The organism is Bradyrhizobium sp. WYCCWR 12699, assembly GCF_032144035.1.
Classification (GTDB): domain Bacteria; phylum Pseudomonadota; class Alphaproteobacteria; order Rhizobiales; family Xanthobacteraceae; genus Bradyrhizobium.
On the sequence record NZ_JAVTJN010000005.1, the window covers coordinates 20,363 to 35,428 of the forward strand.

At 65.3% G+C, this 15,066-nt stretch carries 17 protein-coding genes and 2 tRNA genes; 15 read left to right on the plus strand and 4 right to left on the minus strand.

Features of this window, described 5'->3' with window-relative positions:
- Positions 1–77 precede the first annotated feature (77 nt).
- A tRNA-Thr gene (locus RPS27_RS04815) sits at positions 78–152 on the minus strand.
- 318 nt (positions 153–470) lie between these two features.
- On the opposite strand from RPS27_RS04815, the gene RPS27_RS04820 reads away from it, so the two are divergent.
- From RPS27_RS04820 to RPS27_RS04840, 5 genes are all read left to right on the plus strand, one after another.
- Positions 471–659, plus strand: coding sequence for a hypothetical protein (locus tag RPS27_RS04820; protein WP_194404679.1), 189 nt, complete (start codon positions 471–473; stop codon positions 657–659).
- A 25-nt stretch (positions 660–684) separates the two neighbouring features.
- Entirely contained in the window at positions 685–2,391 is a 1,707-nt protein-coding gene (locus RPS27_RS04825) for an FAD-dependent oxidoreductase (protein WP_212067913.1), read from the plus strand.
- Positions 2,392–2,620: 229 nt separating this feature from the next.
- Positions 2,621–2,929: an EthD family reductase gene (locus tag RPS27_RS04830; protein ID WP_194404678.1), complete on the plus strand. Its 309-nt coding sequence runs from the start codon at positions 2,621–2,623 to the stop codon at positions 2,927–2,929.
- A 296-nt stretch (positions 2,930–3,225) separates the two neighbouring features.
- Positions 3,226–3,735: a hypothetical protein gene (locus RPS27_RS04835; RefSeq protein WP_212067748.1), complete on the plus strand. Its 510-nt coding sequence runs from the start codon at positions 3,226–3,228 to the stop codon at positions 3,733–3,735.
- Between the two features lie 155 nt (positions 3,736–3,890).
- On the plus strand, positions 3,891–4,715 hold the full coding sequence (locus RPS27_RS04840; protein WP_212067749.1) for an alpha/beta fold hydrolase: 825 nt from the start codon (positions 3,891–3,893) through the stop codon (positions 4,713–4,715).
- Positions 4,716–4,764: 49 nt separating this feature from the next.
- Here the strand turns inward: RPS27_RS04840 and RPS27_RS04845 are convergent, their stop codons facing one another.
- Positions 4,765–5,394 (minus strand): TetR/AcrR family transcriptional regulator, encoded by a 630-nt coding sequence (locus RPS27_RS04845; protein ID WP_212067750.1) that lies wholly within the window; start codon positions 5,392–5,394, stop codon positions 4,765–4,767.
- An 84-nt stretch (positions 5,395–5,478) separates the two neighbouring features.
- Between RPS27_RS04845 and RPS27_RS04850 the strand changes: the two genes are divergently transcribed.
- The 10 genes from RPS27_RS04850 (at position 5,479) to RPS27_RS04895 (ending at position 13,028) form a co-directional block, all read left to right on the plus strand.
- On the plus strand, positions 5,479–6,417 hold the full coding sequence (locus RPS27_RS04850; protein WP_313753882.1) for an SDR family oxidoreductase: 939 nt from the start codon (positions 5,479–5,481) through the stop codon (positions 6,415–6,417).
- 26 nt (positions 6,418–6,443) lie between these two features.
- Positions 6,444–7,103: an epimerase gene (locus RPS27_RS04855; RefSeq protein WP_211415701.1), complete on the plus strand. Its 660-nt coding sequence runs from the start codon at positions 6,444–6,446 to the stop codon at positions 7,101–7,103.
- 83 nt (positions 7,104–7,186) lie between these two features.
- Positions 7,187–7,636 (plus strand): DUF2948 family protein, encoded by a 450-nt coding sequence (locus RPS27_RS04860; protein ID WP_194404672.1) that lies wholly within the window; start codon positions 7,187–7,189, stop codon positions 7,634–7,636.
- A gap of 157 nt (positions 7,637–7,793) precedes the next feature.
- Positions 7,794–9,089 (plus strand): histidinol dehydrogenase, encoded by a 1,296-nt coding sequence (gene hisD / locus RPS27_RS04865; RefSeq protein ID WP_211415702.1) that lies wholly within the window; start codon positions 7,794–7,796, stop codon positions 9,087–9,089.
- Positions 9,086–9,583, plus strand: a complete 498-nt coding sequence (locus RPS27_RS04870) for a UPF0262 family protein (RefSeq protein WP_194404670.1) — start codon at positions 9,086–9,088, stop codon at positions 9,581–9,583. Before hisD ends, RPS27_RS04870 begins: the two co-directional genes overlap by 4 nt.
- Before the next feature lie 5 nt (positions 9,584–9,588).
- Positions 9,589–10,056, plus strand: a complete 468-nt coding sequence (locus RPS27_RS04875) for a low molecular weight phosphatase family protein (RefSeq protein WP_194404669.1) — start codon at positions 9,589–9,591, stop codon at positions 10,054–10,056.
- Positions 10,057–10,341: 285 nt separating this feature from the next.
- The gene (locus RPS27_RS04880; RefSeq protein ID WP_194404668.1) at positions 10,342–10,974 is read left to right on the plus strand and encodes a Maf-like protein; all 633 of its coding nucleotides are present in this window, start codon (positions 10,342–10,344) and stop codon (positions 10,972–10,974) included.
- 145 nt (positions 10,975–11,119) lie between these two features.
- Positions 11,120–11,302 (plus strand): DNA gyrase inhibitor YacG, encoded by a 183-nt coding sequence (gene yacG, locus RPS27_RS04885; protein ID WP_212067752.1) that lies wholly within the window; start codon positions 11,120–11,122, stop codon positions 11,300–11,302.
- 186 nt (positions 11,303–11,488) lie between these two features.
- A tRNA-Phe gene (locus tag RPS27_RS04890) sits at positions 11,489–11,564 on the plus strand.
- Between the two features lie 312 nt (positions 11,565–11,876).
- Entirely contained in the window at positions 11,877–13,028 is a 1,152-nt protein-coding gene (locus RPS27_RS04895; protein WP_212067753.1) for a hypothetical protein, read from the plus strand.
- A gap of 26 nt (positions 13,029–13,054) precedes the next feature.
- Here RPS27_RS04895 and RPS27_RS04900 read toward each other — a convergent pair whose 3' ends face one another.
- Positions 13,055–14,272 carry a cyclopropane-fatty-acyl-phospholipid synthase family protein gene (locus tag RPS27_RS04900; protein ID WP_212067754.1) on the minus strand — a complete coding sequence of 406 codons (1,218 nt, stop codon included), beginning with the start codon at positions 14,270–14,272 and terminating at the stop codon, positions 13,055–13,057.
- A 3-nt stretch (positions 14,273–14,275) separates the two neighbouring features.
- Positions 14,276–15,064: a DUF1365 domain-containing protein gene (locus RPS27_RS04905; protein ID WP_212067755.1), complete on the minus strand. Its 789-nt coding sequence runs from the start codon at positions 15,062–15,064 to the stop codon at positions 14,276–14,278.
- Positions 15,065–15,066: the final 2 nt, after the last annotated feature.

A 15,066-nucleotide genomic window follows, 5' to 3' on the forward strand; every position in this document is an offset into this window, starting at 1 on the left:
GTAACACCCCTGTGTAACAGGAGCGGCGCGAAAACCATAACCGCATCAATACGGTGTTGATCTTTCAGGAGAAGTGGTGGTGCTGCCAGACAGGATTGAACTGTCGACCTCTCCATTACCAATGGAGTGCTCTACCACTGAGCTACGGCAGCATGTGCTGGTGAAGAATCGGGCGCCCGAGGGGCCTACCAAGCGGGCCGATATCTGCCACAAGCCCCCCTCCTGTGCAAGCTTGCTCGGCCGGTCAAAACGAGAAAATCGGGCCGATATCGGGGCCAAAATGCGCATTTCGGCTCGAAACTACCGGCTTTCCGCCGATTCGCGTTCCGCTCCTCCCCCGCCAACTGGCCAGGTGGCCACGCGACCGGATTCGGTCCATTTCGAGTTTCGCACGATCCGATCGCGAGGAGCCTCTTGAGCTGCCGCAATCTCTGGGCATGGTATCGCCGACGGCAATATCGGACCCCGTGATGATGGACGAGAACGAGAAGAGCGCGCGCCAGGCGAAGACGTCCCGGGACGAGCGCCTGAAATCGGCGCTGCGCGAAAACCTGAAGCGGCGGAAGCTGCAGGCGCGCGAACGCGCCGCAAGCGCTGAGCCTTCGCCAAACGACGATGGTTCCCTCAATGAAGGGGCCGCCGGGAAAGCCGGCACTTGAGACATTGGAATGAATGGGAATGACCATGGGGCAGGACGAACAGCAACGAACCGGTGGTGAGGCGCTGATGTCGCGGTTCACGCGCCCCGAACAGACCTTTCCGACGCTGACGCCGGCCGAGATCGAGCGGATCAGGCATTTCGGCGAGGTCCGCCTCTATCAGGACGGCGAGTTCCTGTTCGAGACCGGAAAGCCCGGTCCCGGCATGTTCGTCGTGCTGAGGGGCCATGTCGCCATCACCCAGCGCGACGGCCTTGGTCACGTCACGCCGGTGATCGACCAGGGACCGGGGCAATTTTTGGCCGAGCTCAGCCAGCTCTCGGGACAGCCGGCGCTGGTCGACGGCCGCGCCGAGGGCGATGTCGAGACGCTGCTGCTGCCGCCGGACCGGCTGCGCGCGCTGCTGGTCGCCGAGGCCGAGCTCGGCGAGCGCATCATGCGCGCGCTGATCCTGCGCCGGGTCAATCTGATCCAGGGCGGCATCGGCGGTCCGGTGCTGATCGGACCGTCGAACTCCGCCGGCGTCGTGCGGTTGCAGGGCTTTCTCACCCGCAACGGCCAGCCGCACCATCTGCTCGATCCCGAGCGCGATCGCGACGCCGCCGAGGTGATCGCGCGTTATTCGCCGAAGCCCGAGGACTGGCCGCTGGTCGTCGCCGCTGATGGCACAGTGCTGCGCAACCCCAGCGAGACCGAGCTTGCGCGCGCCATCGGCATGATCGGCGGCGCCAAGGACGGCCGCATCTACGACGTCGCGGTGGTCGGCTGCGGACCGGCCGGGCTCGCCACCGCGGTGTATGCGGCGTCGGAAGGGCTGTCGGTCGCCGTGCTCGACATCCGCGCCTTCGGCGGCCAGGCCGGCGCCAGTGCGCGCATCGAGAATTATCTGGGCTTTCCCACCGGCATCTCCGGCCAGGCGCTGACCGCGCGCGCCTTCACCCAGGCGCAGAAGTTCGGCGCCGACATCATGATCCCCGTGACGGTGAAGTCGCTCGACTGCACGCGCAAGGACGGCGCCTTCGCGGTGGCGCTCGACGGCTGCGATCCCCTGCGCGCGCGTTCGGTCGTGGTCGCGAGCGGCGCGCGCTATCGCCGGCCCGAGATCGCAAACCTCGACACCTTCGAGGGACGCGGCGTCTGGTACTGGGCCTCGCCGATCGAGGCGCGGCTCTGCGCCGGCGAGGAGGTGGCCCTGGTCGGTGCCGGCAATTCGGCAGGCCAGGCGGCCGTGTTCCTGTCGGGACACGCCAAGCGCGTCCTGATGATCATCCGCGGCGGCGGTCTCGGCGCCAGCATGTCGCGCTATCTCATCGAGCGCATCGAAGCGACGCCGAACATCGAATTGATGTTCAACACCGAGATCACCGCGCTCGAGGGCGACGAGGCCGCGCTGTTGCGGCGCATCCGCTGGAAGAGCCGGCTGTCCGACGACGAGGATGCTGCCGACATCCGCAACCTGTTCCTGTTCGTCGGCGCCGATCCCGCCACCGCCTGGCTCGACGGCTGCGGGGTCACGCTCGATCGCGGCGGCTTCGTCGTGACGGGCGCGCAGTCCGAGCAGAACCAGGGCCGTCTCGTGGCGCCGCTCGAGACCTCCGTTCCCGGTGTCTATGCCGTCGGCGACGTCCGCTCCGGCTCGGTCAAGCGCGTCGGCGGCGCCATCGGCGAGGGCGCGCAGGTCGTGGCCTCCCTGCACGGCTATCTCGGCGATGCCGCAAAACCGGCGCTTTAAAAGCGTTTTCGAGCGAAGTGGATTCCGGTTCGCGTCGAGAAAACGCGTCAAAACAAGAATCTAGAGCCTCGTTCCGATTGCATCGGAAGCGGAACGAGGCTCTAGGCAACGAGAACTCAAGCGAATGGCAAGTCGAATGAGGCTTGCCATCGTGCCGCCAACTGCAGACTATCTCCTCACCATGAGGATCTGAGACTGACAAACAAAACGCTTAACGGGAGGACTAGGAATGGCTGAACTCGTCGTGCTCTACAAGACGCCCAAGGATGCTGCGGCCTTCGACAAGCATTATGCCGAAACGCACATCCCGCTCGCGAAGAAACTTCCCGGCCTGAAGAAATACGCGGTCAGCACGGGCACGGTCGGCTCACCCGCCGGTCCCTCCGGAGTTCATCTCGTCGCCATCCTTACCTTCGACAGCGTGGGCGATATCCAGAAGGCCTTCGGCAGCGAAGCAGGCAAGGCGGCCGCAGGCGACGTGCCGAAATTCGCCAGTGGCGGCGCCGACCTCCTGATCTTCGACACCAAGGAAGTGTGAGACTTCGATTCGACTTTCGTCGAAACCTGAGAGCTCGTAGCCCGGATGGAGCGCAGCGCAATCCGGGACAGCGCCATCCACACGCGAGAACCCCGGATTAAGCTGCGCTTCATCCGGGCTACAAACAACAGCCTGCTGTCGTTTGTGACAGCGGTGCAAAAAATTCAGCCATGCGTTTGTCGATTCGCACGATGACGCATGGCTTCGCACGTGCCTGTGACGTCAACGCAGGTGGCAATCCCATGAGGGCCGTAATACTACTCTCCTGAATCTCAATGGAGAGTAGGAGGGATGTCATGGTCCTTGGCTTGAGTCTACCCGCCTTCACGCTGGTCCATGTCGTCATCAGCCTGATCGCCATCGCCGCCGGCCTCGTCGTGATGTTCGGCCTGCTCGGCTCGAAGCCGATGCCGGGCCTCACCGCGATCTTCCTGGCGTTCACGATCCTGACCAGCGCCACCGGCTTCCTGTTCCCGTTCGAGAAGCTGCTGCCCTCGCACATCATCGGCATCATCTCGCTGGCGCTGCTCGCCGTCGCCTGCGTCGCGCTGTACGGCATGAAGCTCAAAGGCGTCTGGCGTCCGGTCTATGTCGTGACCGCGATGATCTCGCTCTATTTCAACGTCTTCGTGCTGGTGATTCAGTCGTTCCTCAAAGTGCCGGCGCTCGCCGCGCTCGCACCGGCAGTGGCGCCGGCGCCGCCGTCGGGGCCGGTGTTCGCCGCGGTGCAGGGCATCGTGCTGGTGTTCTTCGTCGTGCTCACCATCGGCGCCTGGCGCCGCTTCAAGCCGATGGCGTTTGCCTGAGCGATTCTCAAGCGCGGCGCATTCACTGGTCATTCCGGGGCATCGCGCAGCGATGAACTCCGGTGCGCAATCGCGCGCCTGAGAATCTCGATTCAACAATCTCTGGGTTCCGGGTTCGCGCCCCGGAATGACGTTTCACTCAAAGGAGCCCCAACATGCCCACTATCACCACCAAAGACGGCGTCGAGATCTTCTACAAGGACTGGGGCAGCGGACAGCCGATCGTGTTCAGCCATGGCTGGCCGCTGTCGTCGGACGATTGGGACGCGCAGATGATGTACTTCGTCACGCGCGGCTACCGTGTCGTCGCCCATGACCGCCGCGGCCACGGACGCTCGGCGCAGGTCGCCGACGGTCACGACATGGATCACTATGCCGACGACCTCGCGGCGGTGACCGCGCATCTCGACCTCAAGAACGCGCTCCATGTCGGCCATTCCACCGGCGGCGGCGAGGTCGTGCACTACATCGCGCGCCACGGCGAGAGCCGGGTGGCGAAGGCCGCGATCCTCTCGGCGGTGCCGCCGCTGATGCTGCAGACCGCGGCCAATCCCGGCGGCCTGCCCAAGAGCGTGTTCGACGATTTCCAAAAGCAACTTGCCGCCGGCCGCTCGGCGTTCTACCGCGACGTCGCCGCAGGCCCGTTCTACGGCTACAACCGTCCGGGCGCAAAGCCCTCGGAAGCCGTGATCCAGAACTGGTGGCGCCAGGGCATGATGGGCGGCGCGAAAGCGCATTACGACGGCATCGTCGCGTTCTCGCAGACCGACTTCACCGAAGACCTCAAGAAGATCAACGTGCCCGTGCTGGTGATGCACGGCGACGACGACCAGATCGTGCCCTACGCCGATTCCGCCCCACTCTCGGCCAAGTTGTTGAAGAAGGGCATCCTGAAGACCTACAAGGGCTTCCCGCACGGCATGCCGACCACGCACGCCGAGACCATCAACGCGGACCTGCTGGCGTTCTTCAAGGAATAGGGGCGCGCGATTCCTGACCTTCTCCCGCAAGGGAGGAGGTTAGGAAAGCTCACTTCAAGATCGCCCGGATCGCATCGAAGGTGCGCTTGACGAAGGCCTCCGGCTTCTCGCGCGCGCCGTCGCCGATCCAGCTCTCGCCGCCGACGCGCATCGCGCCGGTGGCGATCATGGCGACGAGCCGCGCCTTCAGCCGGTCGGATTTGGTTCGCCCGCGCTGGGCGAGCCCATCGGCCAGCGCGCGCTCGAGCTTCTCGTATTTGAGCTGGTCGCGGGCCTGAAGCGCGGGATTGTCGCGCTTGAGCCGCGACATCGCCGCGGTTTCCGCCGGATCGATCCGCTTGATCGCCGCGGCGATCGCGTTCTCCGCGGCCGTCAGCATGGACTCGTCCGCCGGCCGTGCGATGATCTCGGCGGTCAATGCGCTGGCGGCATTCTCCTGCCAGGCGGTGACGACGTCCTCCTTGGACGCGAAATAATGGAAGAAGCTCCGGCGCGACACTTCCGCCGCCGCCGCGATGTCGTCGATGGTCGTGGCCTCGAAGCCGCGCTCCAGGAACAGCGTCATCGCCGCCCGGGTCAGCCGCGCGCGGGTCTCCTGCTGCTTGCGCTGGCGTAGGCCGGTGACATCAGGGGCTTTTCCGCCCGCAGGCAATTTCCGGGCAACCTTCGAAGCCTTCAAATCGGTTCACCTCTTGCAAAGTTGCACTCAGTGCACATTTAGACAGGCCGCGGGCCTCATTCCAGCCCCGAACGGAGACATGGCATGACCGACTGGACCACGGCAGACATCCCCTCGCTCAGCGGCAAGACGGTCGTCGTGACCGGAGCGACGGGCGGCCTCGGTTACGAGACGGCGATGGCGCTGGCGGGCGCCGGTGCCATTGTCATACTCACCGGACGCAACGACGCAAAGGGCCTGCGGGCGATCGAAGGCATTTGCGAACGGTTTCCCAATGCGCTGATCGCCTACGAGCATCTCGACCTCGCCAGCCTCGCCTCCGTCGCCGATTTCGCCAGGCGCTTTGCCGCCGGCAACGAGCAGCTCGACCTCCTCGTCAACAATGCCGGCGTGATGGCGCTGCCGAAACGGCAACAGACCGCGGATGGTTTCGAGATGCAGCTCGGCACCAACTATTTCGGCCACTACGTCCTGACGGCGCGGCTGTTGCCGCAGCTGCGCCGCGCCAAGGCGGCTCGTGTCGTCAATCTCTCGAGCCTCGCGCACCGCTCCGGCGCGATCAATTTCGACGATCTGCAAGCCAAGCATTCCTATCGTCCGTGGCGCGCCTACTGCCAGTCGAAGCTCGCGATGCTGATGTTTTCGCTGGAGCTGCAGCGTCGCAGCCTCGCGGCCGGCTGGGGCGTGAAGAGCATCGCGGTGCATCCCGGCTTTGCGCGCACCGACCTCATTGCGAACGGGCCGGGCGCCAACACGTTCCAGTGGCGGATCGGCCGGCTGCTCCAGCCGCTGTTCAGCCAGTCCGCCGCCGAGGGCGCGCTGCCCACGCTGTTCGCGGCGACCTCGCCTACAGCCGAGCCCGGCGGCTATTACGGTCCGACCGGATTCTACGAAATGAAGGGGGCACCGGGACCGGCGCGGATCATGCCGCACGCAAAGGACTTTGCCACCGCCGCCATGCTGTGGGATGTCTCGGCCATGCTCACCGGTGTATCGTTCGACGAGATCGCGGCCGCCGCATGAGCCGCGAGCCCGTGGAGGACGTTCCGATGCAAGTCATCATCTTCGGCGCGACCGGCATGGTCGGGCAGGGCGTCTTGCGCGAATGCCTGATCGATCCCGGAATTGGCCGTGTGCTCGTGGTCGGCCGCAGCCCGACCGGCGTGCGCAACGCCAAGCTCGTCGAGATCATCCACGACAATTTCCTGGACTATTCGGCGATCGAAGCGCAACTGACCGGCTTCGATGCCTGCTTTTTCTGCCTGGGCGTCTCCTCGATCGGCATGAGCGAGGAGCGCTACCGCCACCTCACCTATGACCTCACGCTCGCGGCAGCGACGATGCTGGCACGCCTCAATCCGCAGATGGTCTTCACCTATGTCACCGGTGCCGGCACCGATTCCACCGAGCAGGGATCGCGGATGTGGGCGCGGATCAAGGGCAAGACCGAGAATGACCTGCTCAAGCTGCCGTTCAGGGCGGCCTACATGTTCCGGCCCGGCGCGATCCAGCCCTTGCACGGCGCCCGTTCCAAGACCGCCTGGGTGCAGGCGGTCTATACCGCGACCTGGCCGCTCTGGTCGGTGCTGCGCCGGCTCTCGCCTTCGCTCGTCACCTCGACCGAGCAGATCGGCCGCGCCATGATCCGCGTCGTCCGGGAGGGGTATCCGCGGAAGGTGCTGGAGATGGAGGATATCAATAGCCTCTAGGCCGCCGGCCCGTTAGTTTGTGCGGAAATTTCAGGGCCTGCACGCGTTGAGCCCTGTCCATGTCCGAAGGAGAAGCGTCGGCGATGTCGCCCCAGCTCAAACTGATCGCGCTCGACGCCGACGATCTCGCCGTGATCTCGACCCACGTCCAGGACGCCCGTGTCCATGCCTCCGACATCATCTGGCGGCAAAGCGAGAAGCGGCTTGTGGTCGGAATGAGCCGGCTGGACTGGGAGCAGACGCTGGAGGGCGAGGCCGAGCCGCGCCGGCTGGTTGCGGCGCTCCGCTTCGACCGCGTGCTCGCCTGCAAGTCGCGCAACATCGACCTCAATGCTCCCGACAAGGTCCTGGACCTCGTCGGCATCGAGTTTCACCCGAGGGACGGGCGCGACGAGGAGCCCGCCGGCAGTGCCCTGCTTTTGTTCGCTGAAGGCGGCGCCATCCGGCTCGACGTCGAATGCCTGGAATGTGAGCTGACCGATCTCGGGGCGGACGCGCTGGGAACGGGGCTGGAGATCGAGGGGGAAGGTTGAGGCGGCCTGTATACCAGCGGCACCGGCTCAGGCCTGCGCCAGAACGGCAGCCCGCAAGGGTTGACGCCGCTTCCCCGCCGCGCCATTGAGCAGGGGACCTGGTGCGCCAACCCGCCCCAAAGACCAGCCAGAAGCCAAGCCAGACATCGAGCCAGACATGCCCGTTCGCCTCGACCGCAGCAGCGCCGATTTTGACCAGCGATTCGCGGCCTTCCTCGCCGCCAAACGCGAGGTCTCGGCCGACGTCGAGGCCGCCGCGCGCGCCATCGTCGACGATGTCGCCAGGCGCGGCGACGCGGCCCTGCTCGAGGCCACCGCCAAGTTCGACCGATTGAAGCTGGATGCATCCGGCCTGCGCGTCACCGCCGCGGAGATCGAGGCCGCCGTGAAGGCCTGCGATGACGCGACGCTGGATGCGCTCAAGCTCGCGCGCGACCGCATCGAGACCTACCATCGCCGCCAGCTTCCGCAGGACGAGCGCTTCACCGACGCGCTCGGCGTCGAGCTCGGCTGGCGCTATACCGCGATCGAATCCGCCGGCCTCTACGTGCCCGGCGGCACCGCGGCCTATCCGTCCTCGGTGCTGATGAATGCGGTGCCCGCAAGGGTCGCCGGCGTCTCGCGCCTCGTGATGGTGGTGCCTTCGCCCGACGGCAAGCTCAATCCGCTGGTGCTGGCGGCCGCGCATCTCGGCGGCGTCACCGAAATCTACCGTGTCGGCGGTGCGCAGGCCGTGGCCGCGCTGGCGCACGGCACCGCGACCATCGCGCCGGTCGCCAAGATCGTCGGCCCCGGCAATGCCTATGTCGCCGCCGCCAAGCGGCTGGTGTTCGGCAAGGTCGGCATCGACATGATCGCAGGTCCCTCCGAGGTGCTCGTGATCGCCGACGACACCGGCAATGCCGACTGGATTGCCGCCGACCTTCTGGCGCAGGCCGAGCATGATGCCAGCGCGCAGTCGATCCTGATCACCGATTCCGCGCGCCTTGCCGCCGACGTCGAAAAGGCGGTCGAGGCGCAGCTGAAGACGCTGCCGCGCGCCGCGATCGCCGGCGCGTCCTGGGCCGATTTCGGCGCCATCATCATGGTGAAGAGCCTTGCCGACAGCATTCCGCTCGCCAATGCGATCGCCGCCGAGCATCTCGAGATCATGACTGTCGATCCCGATGCGCTTGCCTCAGAGATCCGCAATGCGGGCGCGGTGTTCCTTGGGGCCCATACGCCCGAGGCGATCGGCGATTATGTCGGCGGCTCCAACCATGTGCTGCCGACGGCGCGCTCGGCGCGATTCTCCTCGGGGCTGTCGGTGCACGACTTCATGAAGCGCACCTCCATCCTGAAATGCGGCCCCGACCAGCTGCGTGCGCTGGGACCGGCCGCGATGACGCTCGGACAAGCGGAGGGGCTGGACGCCCATTCGCGTTCGATTGGACTGCGCCTCAATCTGTCATGACAGAGCTGCCCGAACAGGACGACTCCAACAATCGCATCGTCGGCGTCACGCTCGACGAAGAGTCGATCGGCCGTTCCGGGCCCGATATCGAGCACGAGCGTGCGATCGCGATCTACGATTTGATCGAGCAGAACCTGTTCGCGCCCGATGGCGCCGAGGGCAAGGGCCCGTTCACGCTGCATCTCGGCATCACCGGCAACCGGCTGATGTTCGACATCCGCCGCGAGGACGGCACGCCCGTCGTCGCGCATCTGTTGTCGCTGACGCCGTTCCGGCGGATCGTGAAAGACTATTTCATGATCTGCGACAGCTACTACCAGGCGATCCGCACCGCGACCCCCGACAAGATCGAGGCCATCGACATGGGCCGTCGCGGCATCCATGACGAGGGATCGCGCACGCTGCAGGAGCGGCTGAAGGGCAAGGTGCGGGTCGATTTCGAGACCTCGCGCCGGCTGTTCACGCTCATAACCGTCCTTCACTGGAAGGGTTAAGCGCGATGGCGGCGCCGCCACGCGCACGCGATCCGCAATCGGTGCTGTTCGCCTGTGCGATGAACAGCGTGCGCTCGCCGATGGCCGAGAGCCTGCTGCAGCACATGTTTCCGCAGGGCCTCTACGTGAAGTCGGCCGGTGCGAGGAAGGGCGAGCTCGATCCCTTCGCGGTCGCCGTGATGGCCGAACTCGGCCAGGACATCTCCGCCCACAAGCCGCAGACCTTCGAGGAGCTGGAGGACTGGGAGGGGCTGAACTTCGACCTCATCATCACGCTCTCGCCCGAGGCGCACCACAAGGCGCTCGAGCTGACGCGGACGCTCGCGGCCGACGTCGAATACTGGCCGACGCAGGATCCCACCACCATCGAGGGCAGCCGCGACCAGAAGCTGGCGGCCTATCGCGACGTTTGCGACCAGCTCTCGATGCGCATCCGCCGGCGGTTCGCGAAGGTGGGGGCCGCCAGCGGATAGCGCGCGTGCCCCGGACGCAGCGCAGCGCGTCTTCGCGAGGCGCTGCAGAGCCGGGGCCCATCTCACCTCCAGGTGGGAAGCCGTGGGTCCGGCTCAGCGTCGCAGCATTTCATGCCGCGCCGCGTCCGGGACACGAGACCTCCCGTAACACAGGCGTCACAGACCGCGGGCACGGATGTCGGAAACCTCGAATCACCAAACCTCGGGTTCCCGGGTTGTGAAATCAGCCCCCTTCCGATAGGTTCCGCGCGCAATTCACCCCCGCTTCATCCCCCAAATCACCTGATGCTTGGCCGCCCCAAATTCGTACTTGCCTCCGGTTCGCCGCGGCGCCTGTCGCTGCTCAACCAGGCCGGCATCGAGCCGGACGCGCTCCGGCCGGCCGACGTCGACGAGACGCCGAAGCGGGGCGAGCTGCCGCGCGCCTGCGCCAATCGGCTGGCGCGGGCCAAGGCCGATGCGGCGCTGAAATCGGTGCAGCTCGACGACGAGCTGCGTGGTGCCTTCATCCTCTCCGCCGACACGGTGGTCGCGGTCGGCCGCCGCATCCTGCCCAAGGCGAATCTGGTCGACGAAGCCGCGCAGTGCCTGCGCCTGCTGTCGGGTCGCAACCACCGCGTCTACACCGCGATCACGCTGGTGACGCCGCGTGAGGCCTTCCGCCAGCGCCTGGTCGAGACCCGCGTCCGCTTCAAGCGTCTCTCGGAAGACGACATCCAGGCCTATATCGGCTCCGGCGAATGGCGCGGCAAAGCCGGCGGCTACGCCGTGCAGGGCATCGCCGGCTCCTTCGTGGTGAAGATGGTTGGGTCCTACACCAACGTGGTCGGACTGCCGCTCTACGAGACCACGACGCTGCTCGGCGGTGAAGGTTTCCCAATCCGCTTCGGCTGGCTCAACGCCACCACTGCGGTGTGAGCCGGCCAGCCGCCGCCCAACAAAATCGCGAAAACAACCCCATGCACAGTAGAATGGCCTGACGGGGCCGATGCGCCGCCATCTGGGGAACCCGTCTGCCGACAGGCTCTTGAACCCTTTCACTCCCCTGCAAGCTGCCGACATCATGGACGACAAGGTCAAAAAGCCCGCCAGCCCGCTCAAAACTTGCCCCATCTGCGGCAAGCCGCAGTCAGAGGCCACCCGCCCGTTCTGCTCCTCGCGCTGCCGCGACGTCGATCTGAACCGATGGCTGAAAGGCTCCTACGTTATCCCCGGCCGCGACGACGACGTGGATGACGTAGAATAGCTAAATATTATCAATGTCTTGATTGAGCGGTCGTAATGCCGCGCGCCAGCCGCGGCGAGCCGGTGCGAGCTTGTGCACAGCCGGGCCGCGCCCGGCGAAGCCTCTTGGCGAAGCCGGGTGGACAGGCCGCTTCCAGCCCACTATAAACCGCCCGCTCGATGGGCTTTGGCCCCTCTCTTGGAGCACGCCCAGGTAGCTCAGTTGGTAGAGCATGCGACTGAAAATCGCAGTGTCGGTGGTTCGATTCCGCCCCTGGGCACCACGCTTCGGTTACGCGTAGCGTAGCCACGCTCATCCCCCAGCGAACGCGTGAAGGCCGGCACCGACTTTGGTTCGCACAGCGCGGAAAGTCCTTGCCGCATCCAGGCGGGCGCTGTCGCTTCCCCACGTTGATGCCCAGCCTCAAATGGAAATGCACAGGGGCGACCACGCTCGTCGCCCGCCGAACCTCTGCGCCATGGGCCACATTGCCCCCCTTGCTCAATTGCAATCGCCGCAAGCGCTCGTGTTATAGTCCCAACTTTCGGTCGGCCCCGCGCTTTTCATCACGTTTGGATTGAGGAAGGGAAACGCCATGGACGAGGTCTTGATCAACACGACCACAGCCGGCGATCAAAGCCAGCCCAGCGTGTGCGGCCTTCAGGGCACCCAATTCGTCGTCGTGTGGGAGGACCACAGCGACAACACGATCAAGGGCCAGATGTTCGGTGCGGGCGGTGCCAAGAGCAGCGACCAGATCCTGATCAACCTGCCGACGCCGCCGGGACCGCGGCGGCAGCTTCCCGTGGCCGTGGAGTACGGATCGGGCTTCGTCGTGGCCTGGAACGAGCAGGCGGCCGGCAGTGCCGCGACGGCGCCGACCCAGCTCAAGCTTCGTGTCTTCGATGCCGATACGCTGTCCGGACCGGAAATCCAGGTCTCTACGTCGCCGGTCGAGCCTTTGATCCGGCCCGCTCTGGCGCGCCTGCAGGACGGAAACTTCATTGTCGTCTGGGCGGACAAGCGGGCCGACCAGCGCATCCGCGCGCAACGTTTCGGCGCCGACGGAAGCAGGATCGGCGCCGAGTTTCGCGCCAACACCACCGCCGGGCTGCACAAGGTCCCGATGGTGGCGTGCCTGACCAATGGCGACGTCGTCATCGGATGGCGGGCGCGGATCACAGGTCCCCTGCATATCCGCTATCAGCTCTTCAACGCGAAGGGAGCGGTGGGCAGCGAGCACATCACGCCCGCGACCACCACCGCGGCAGCCATGGCCGCGATCGACGGCGGCCAGTTCGTCATCGCGCATCTGAATGATTTCGGCGAAGACGCCACGGCGAGCACCCTGATCGTCGTGGAAGCTGACGTATACAAGGCCGATGGTTCGCCCGCCAATCTCCACCTCGTCTCGACCAGCGAACAACGTATCCAGGCGACCTGGCCGACCCTCGCGCCGCTCTCGGGCGGACGCTTCCTGATCGGCTGGGTCCAGCTCAACGTCGACCAGCCCGCCACCACCAACGTGAAGGCGCGGGTTTTCTCGACCAAGGGTCCGCTGGGCCAGGTCGTCCAGTTCAACACGTCCACCGGCCACAATCGTTTCAGCCTCGCGGCTGTCGCGGCTTCGGGCCCAAGGGACGAAGTGGCCTTCGCGGCCTGGACCGACGACACCCAGAGCGGCAAGGACATTGCGGGACGGGCGATACGCGGACGTCCACTGACGGTGCCGGCGGCGGGGTTTTAGCAGCCCAGCGGGCGCACGATTCCCCCTTACCCCCGCCGTGCAAACACGAAGTGCCCGACGTCGATCTTCCCTGCCCGGAAGCCTGCCTCGCAGTAGCACAGATAATATTCCCACATCCGGCGGAAGGGCTCGTCGAATCCCAGTGAGGTCAAGTCGATCCAGGCCCGGCTGAAGCTATCGCGCCAGAGTGAGATCGTCCTGGCGTAGTCCTGCCCGAACATGCGCTCGCGAACGATGGGCATTTCGAAACGTTCGCCGAGCGTCCGCAGAATGGCGGCCGACAGCAGCATGCCGCCCGGGAAAATGTATCTCTGGATGAAGTCGACCCGCTGCCGATAGCTGCCGAAGAGCTCGTCGTGAACCGTGATGGCCTGGATGCCGGCAAGTCCGCCGGGCTTCAGCCGCTGCTTCAGCTGATTGAAATAGGCAGGCCAGAATTGCTCGCCGACGGCTTCGATCATCTCGATGGAGGCGATGCGGTCGAAGCGGCCGTCCTGGTCGCGGTAATCCTGCAAGCGGATCTCGACCTTCTCGGCAAGCCCGGCCTTGTGGATCCGGCGGCGGGCAAAATCATGCTGCTCCTTGCTGATGGTGAGGGCCAAAACCCTGGCGCCGTAAGTCTTGGCGGCGAATTCGGCAAAGCCACCCCAACCGCATCCGATCTCGAGCACGCTCTGACCGGGCTGCAATTCGATCGCCTTTGCCAGCTGTTCGTATTTGTGATGTTGCGCAGCAGGGAGATCGGTCGTCTCGGACGAGAACAGCGCCGACGAGTAGGTCATGCTGGAATCGAGCCATGCAGAGAAGAACTCGTTTCCGAGATCGTAATGCTGGTGGATGTTGTGCCGCGATCCTTCCTTGGTGTTGCGGCGCAGGCGATGGAGCGCTCGCCGGCAGAGGCGAACCAGCATATTCCCGGCGAATGCGCTGTCGACCAGCTCCTCGTTGAGACACAATACGTAGAGAAGCTGAGCGAGATCGGGCGTGGTCCAATCGCCTCGGATGTAGGCCTCGGCCATGCCGATGTCGCCACCGATGACGAGGCTGCGCGCGAACCTGTAGTTCTTCAGCTCGATCGTGGCCGACGGACCCTGCAGCTGACCGCGCAACGTCACCATCCTCTGGTCGGGGAGACGCACATGAAGGGTGCCACAGCGAAGCTGTGATGCAAGGCGCAGAGCCAAGCGGGCGAAGAACGGGACGCCATCAAATTGAACGGCGGGATGGGTGGCTGCCAGGTCCATGGTTCAGATCTCGCGTTGTTTCAAACGAGGCACGTACGGAACGCCTTTCAGCCAGAGCCGCATCGCTTCCCAGTGAATGGCTGCGATGACCTTCAAGGTCAGGAAAGGCAGACCAAAGAGCGCCGCCAGCAGGGAGCGGTCCGTCAGGGCGCGGCGTCGCCCACAAAATGCTGCCGCAAACATCGCGCCCTGCGCGCCGCTCTGCAGGATCCTGACTTTCACATCCTGCTGGGGTGGAGAAACGCTGAAACGGTAATACGTTTCCATCTCCATGAAGGGTGAAACGTAGAATGCCTTCGCCTGGTTTTGGCGGATGGCCGGGCCCGCGCTGTCCTGTTGCACTGGCAGGACGTAGGAGTGCATCTCGCCAAAGGTGTTGCGGACTTCGTAGATCATCAGCGCAACAGTGCCGGACGCGCCATAGCAGAAGTAGACCGAGAGCGGATTGAACACGTAACCGAAGACCCTGGGATAGCAGAGCAGGAGAACGCGGCCCCCGGACAGGTCGATGCCGTGGTCGGCCGCGAGCTGTCGGGCGTGTTCGCTGAGGCCTGCGCCGCTGCCGTCGCCATGATCGCGCTCGTGAAAGCTGAAGGGGGCCGCTCGGTTGACGCCGAACAGTCGGGATTGGCGATCCGCTTCGCCCAGCCGGTCGAGATCGATCAGCAGACTCATCACGCGATAGGTGAACCTGTGCTGCACGGGGCGCCAGCGCGCGTGCATCACCTTTCCCCAATAGAGCGCGGCGGGCGCTGTCGCAGTCTCAGTTTCGGCTGGTGAGGTTCGGACCATCG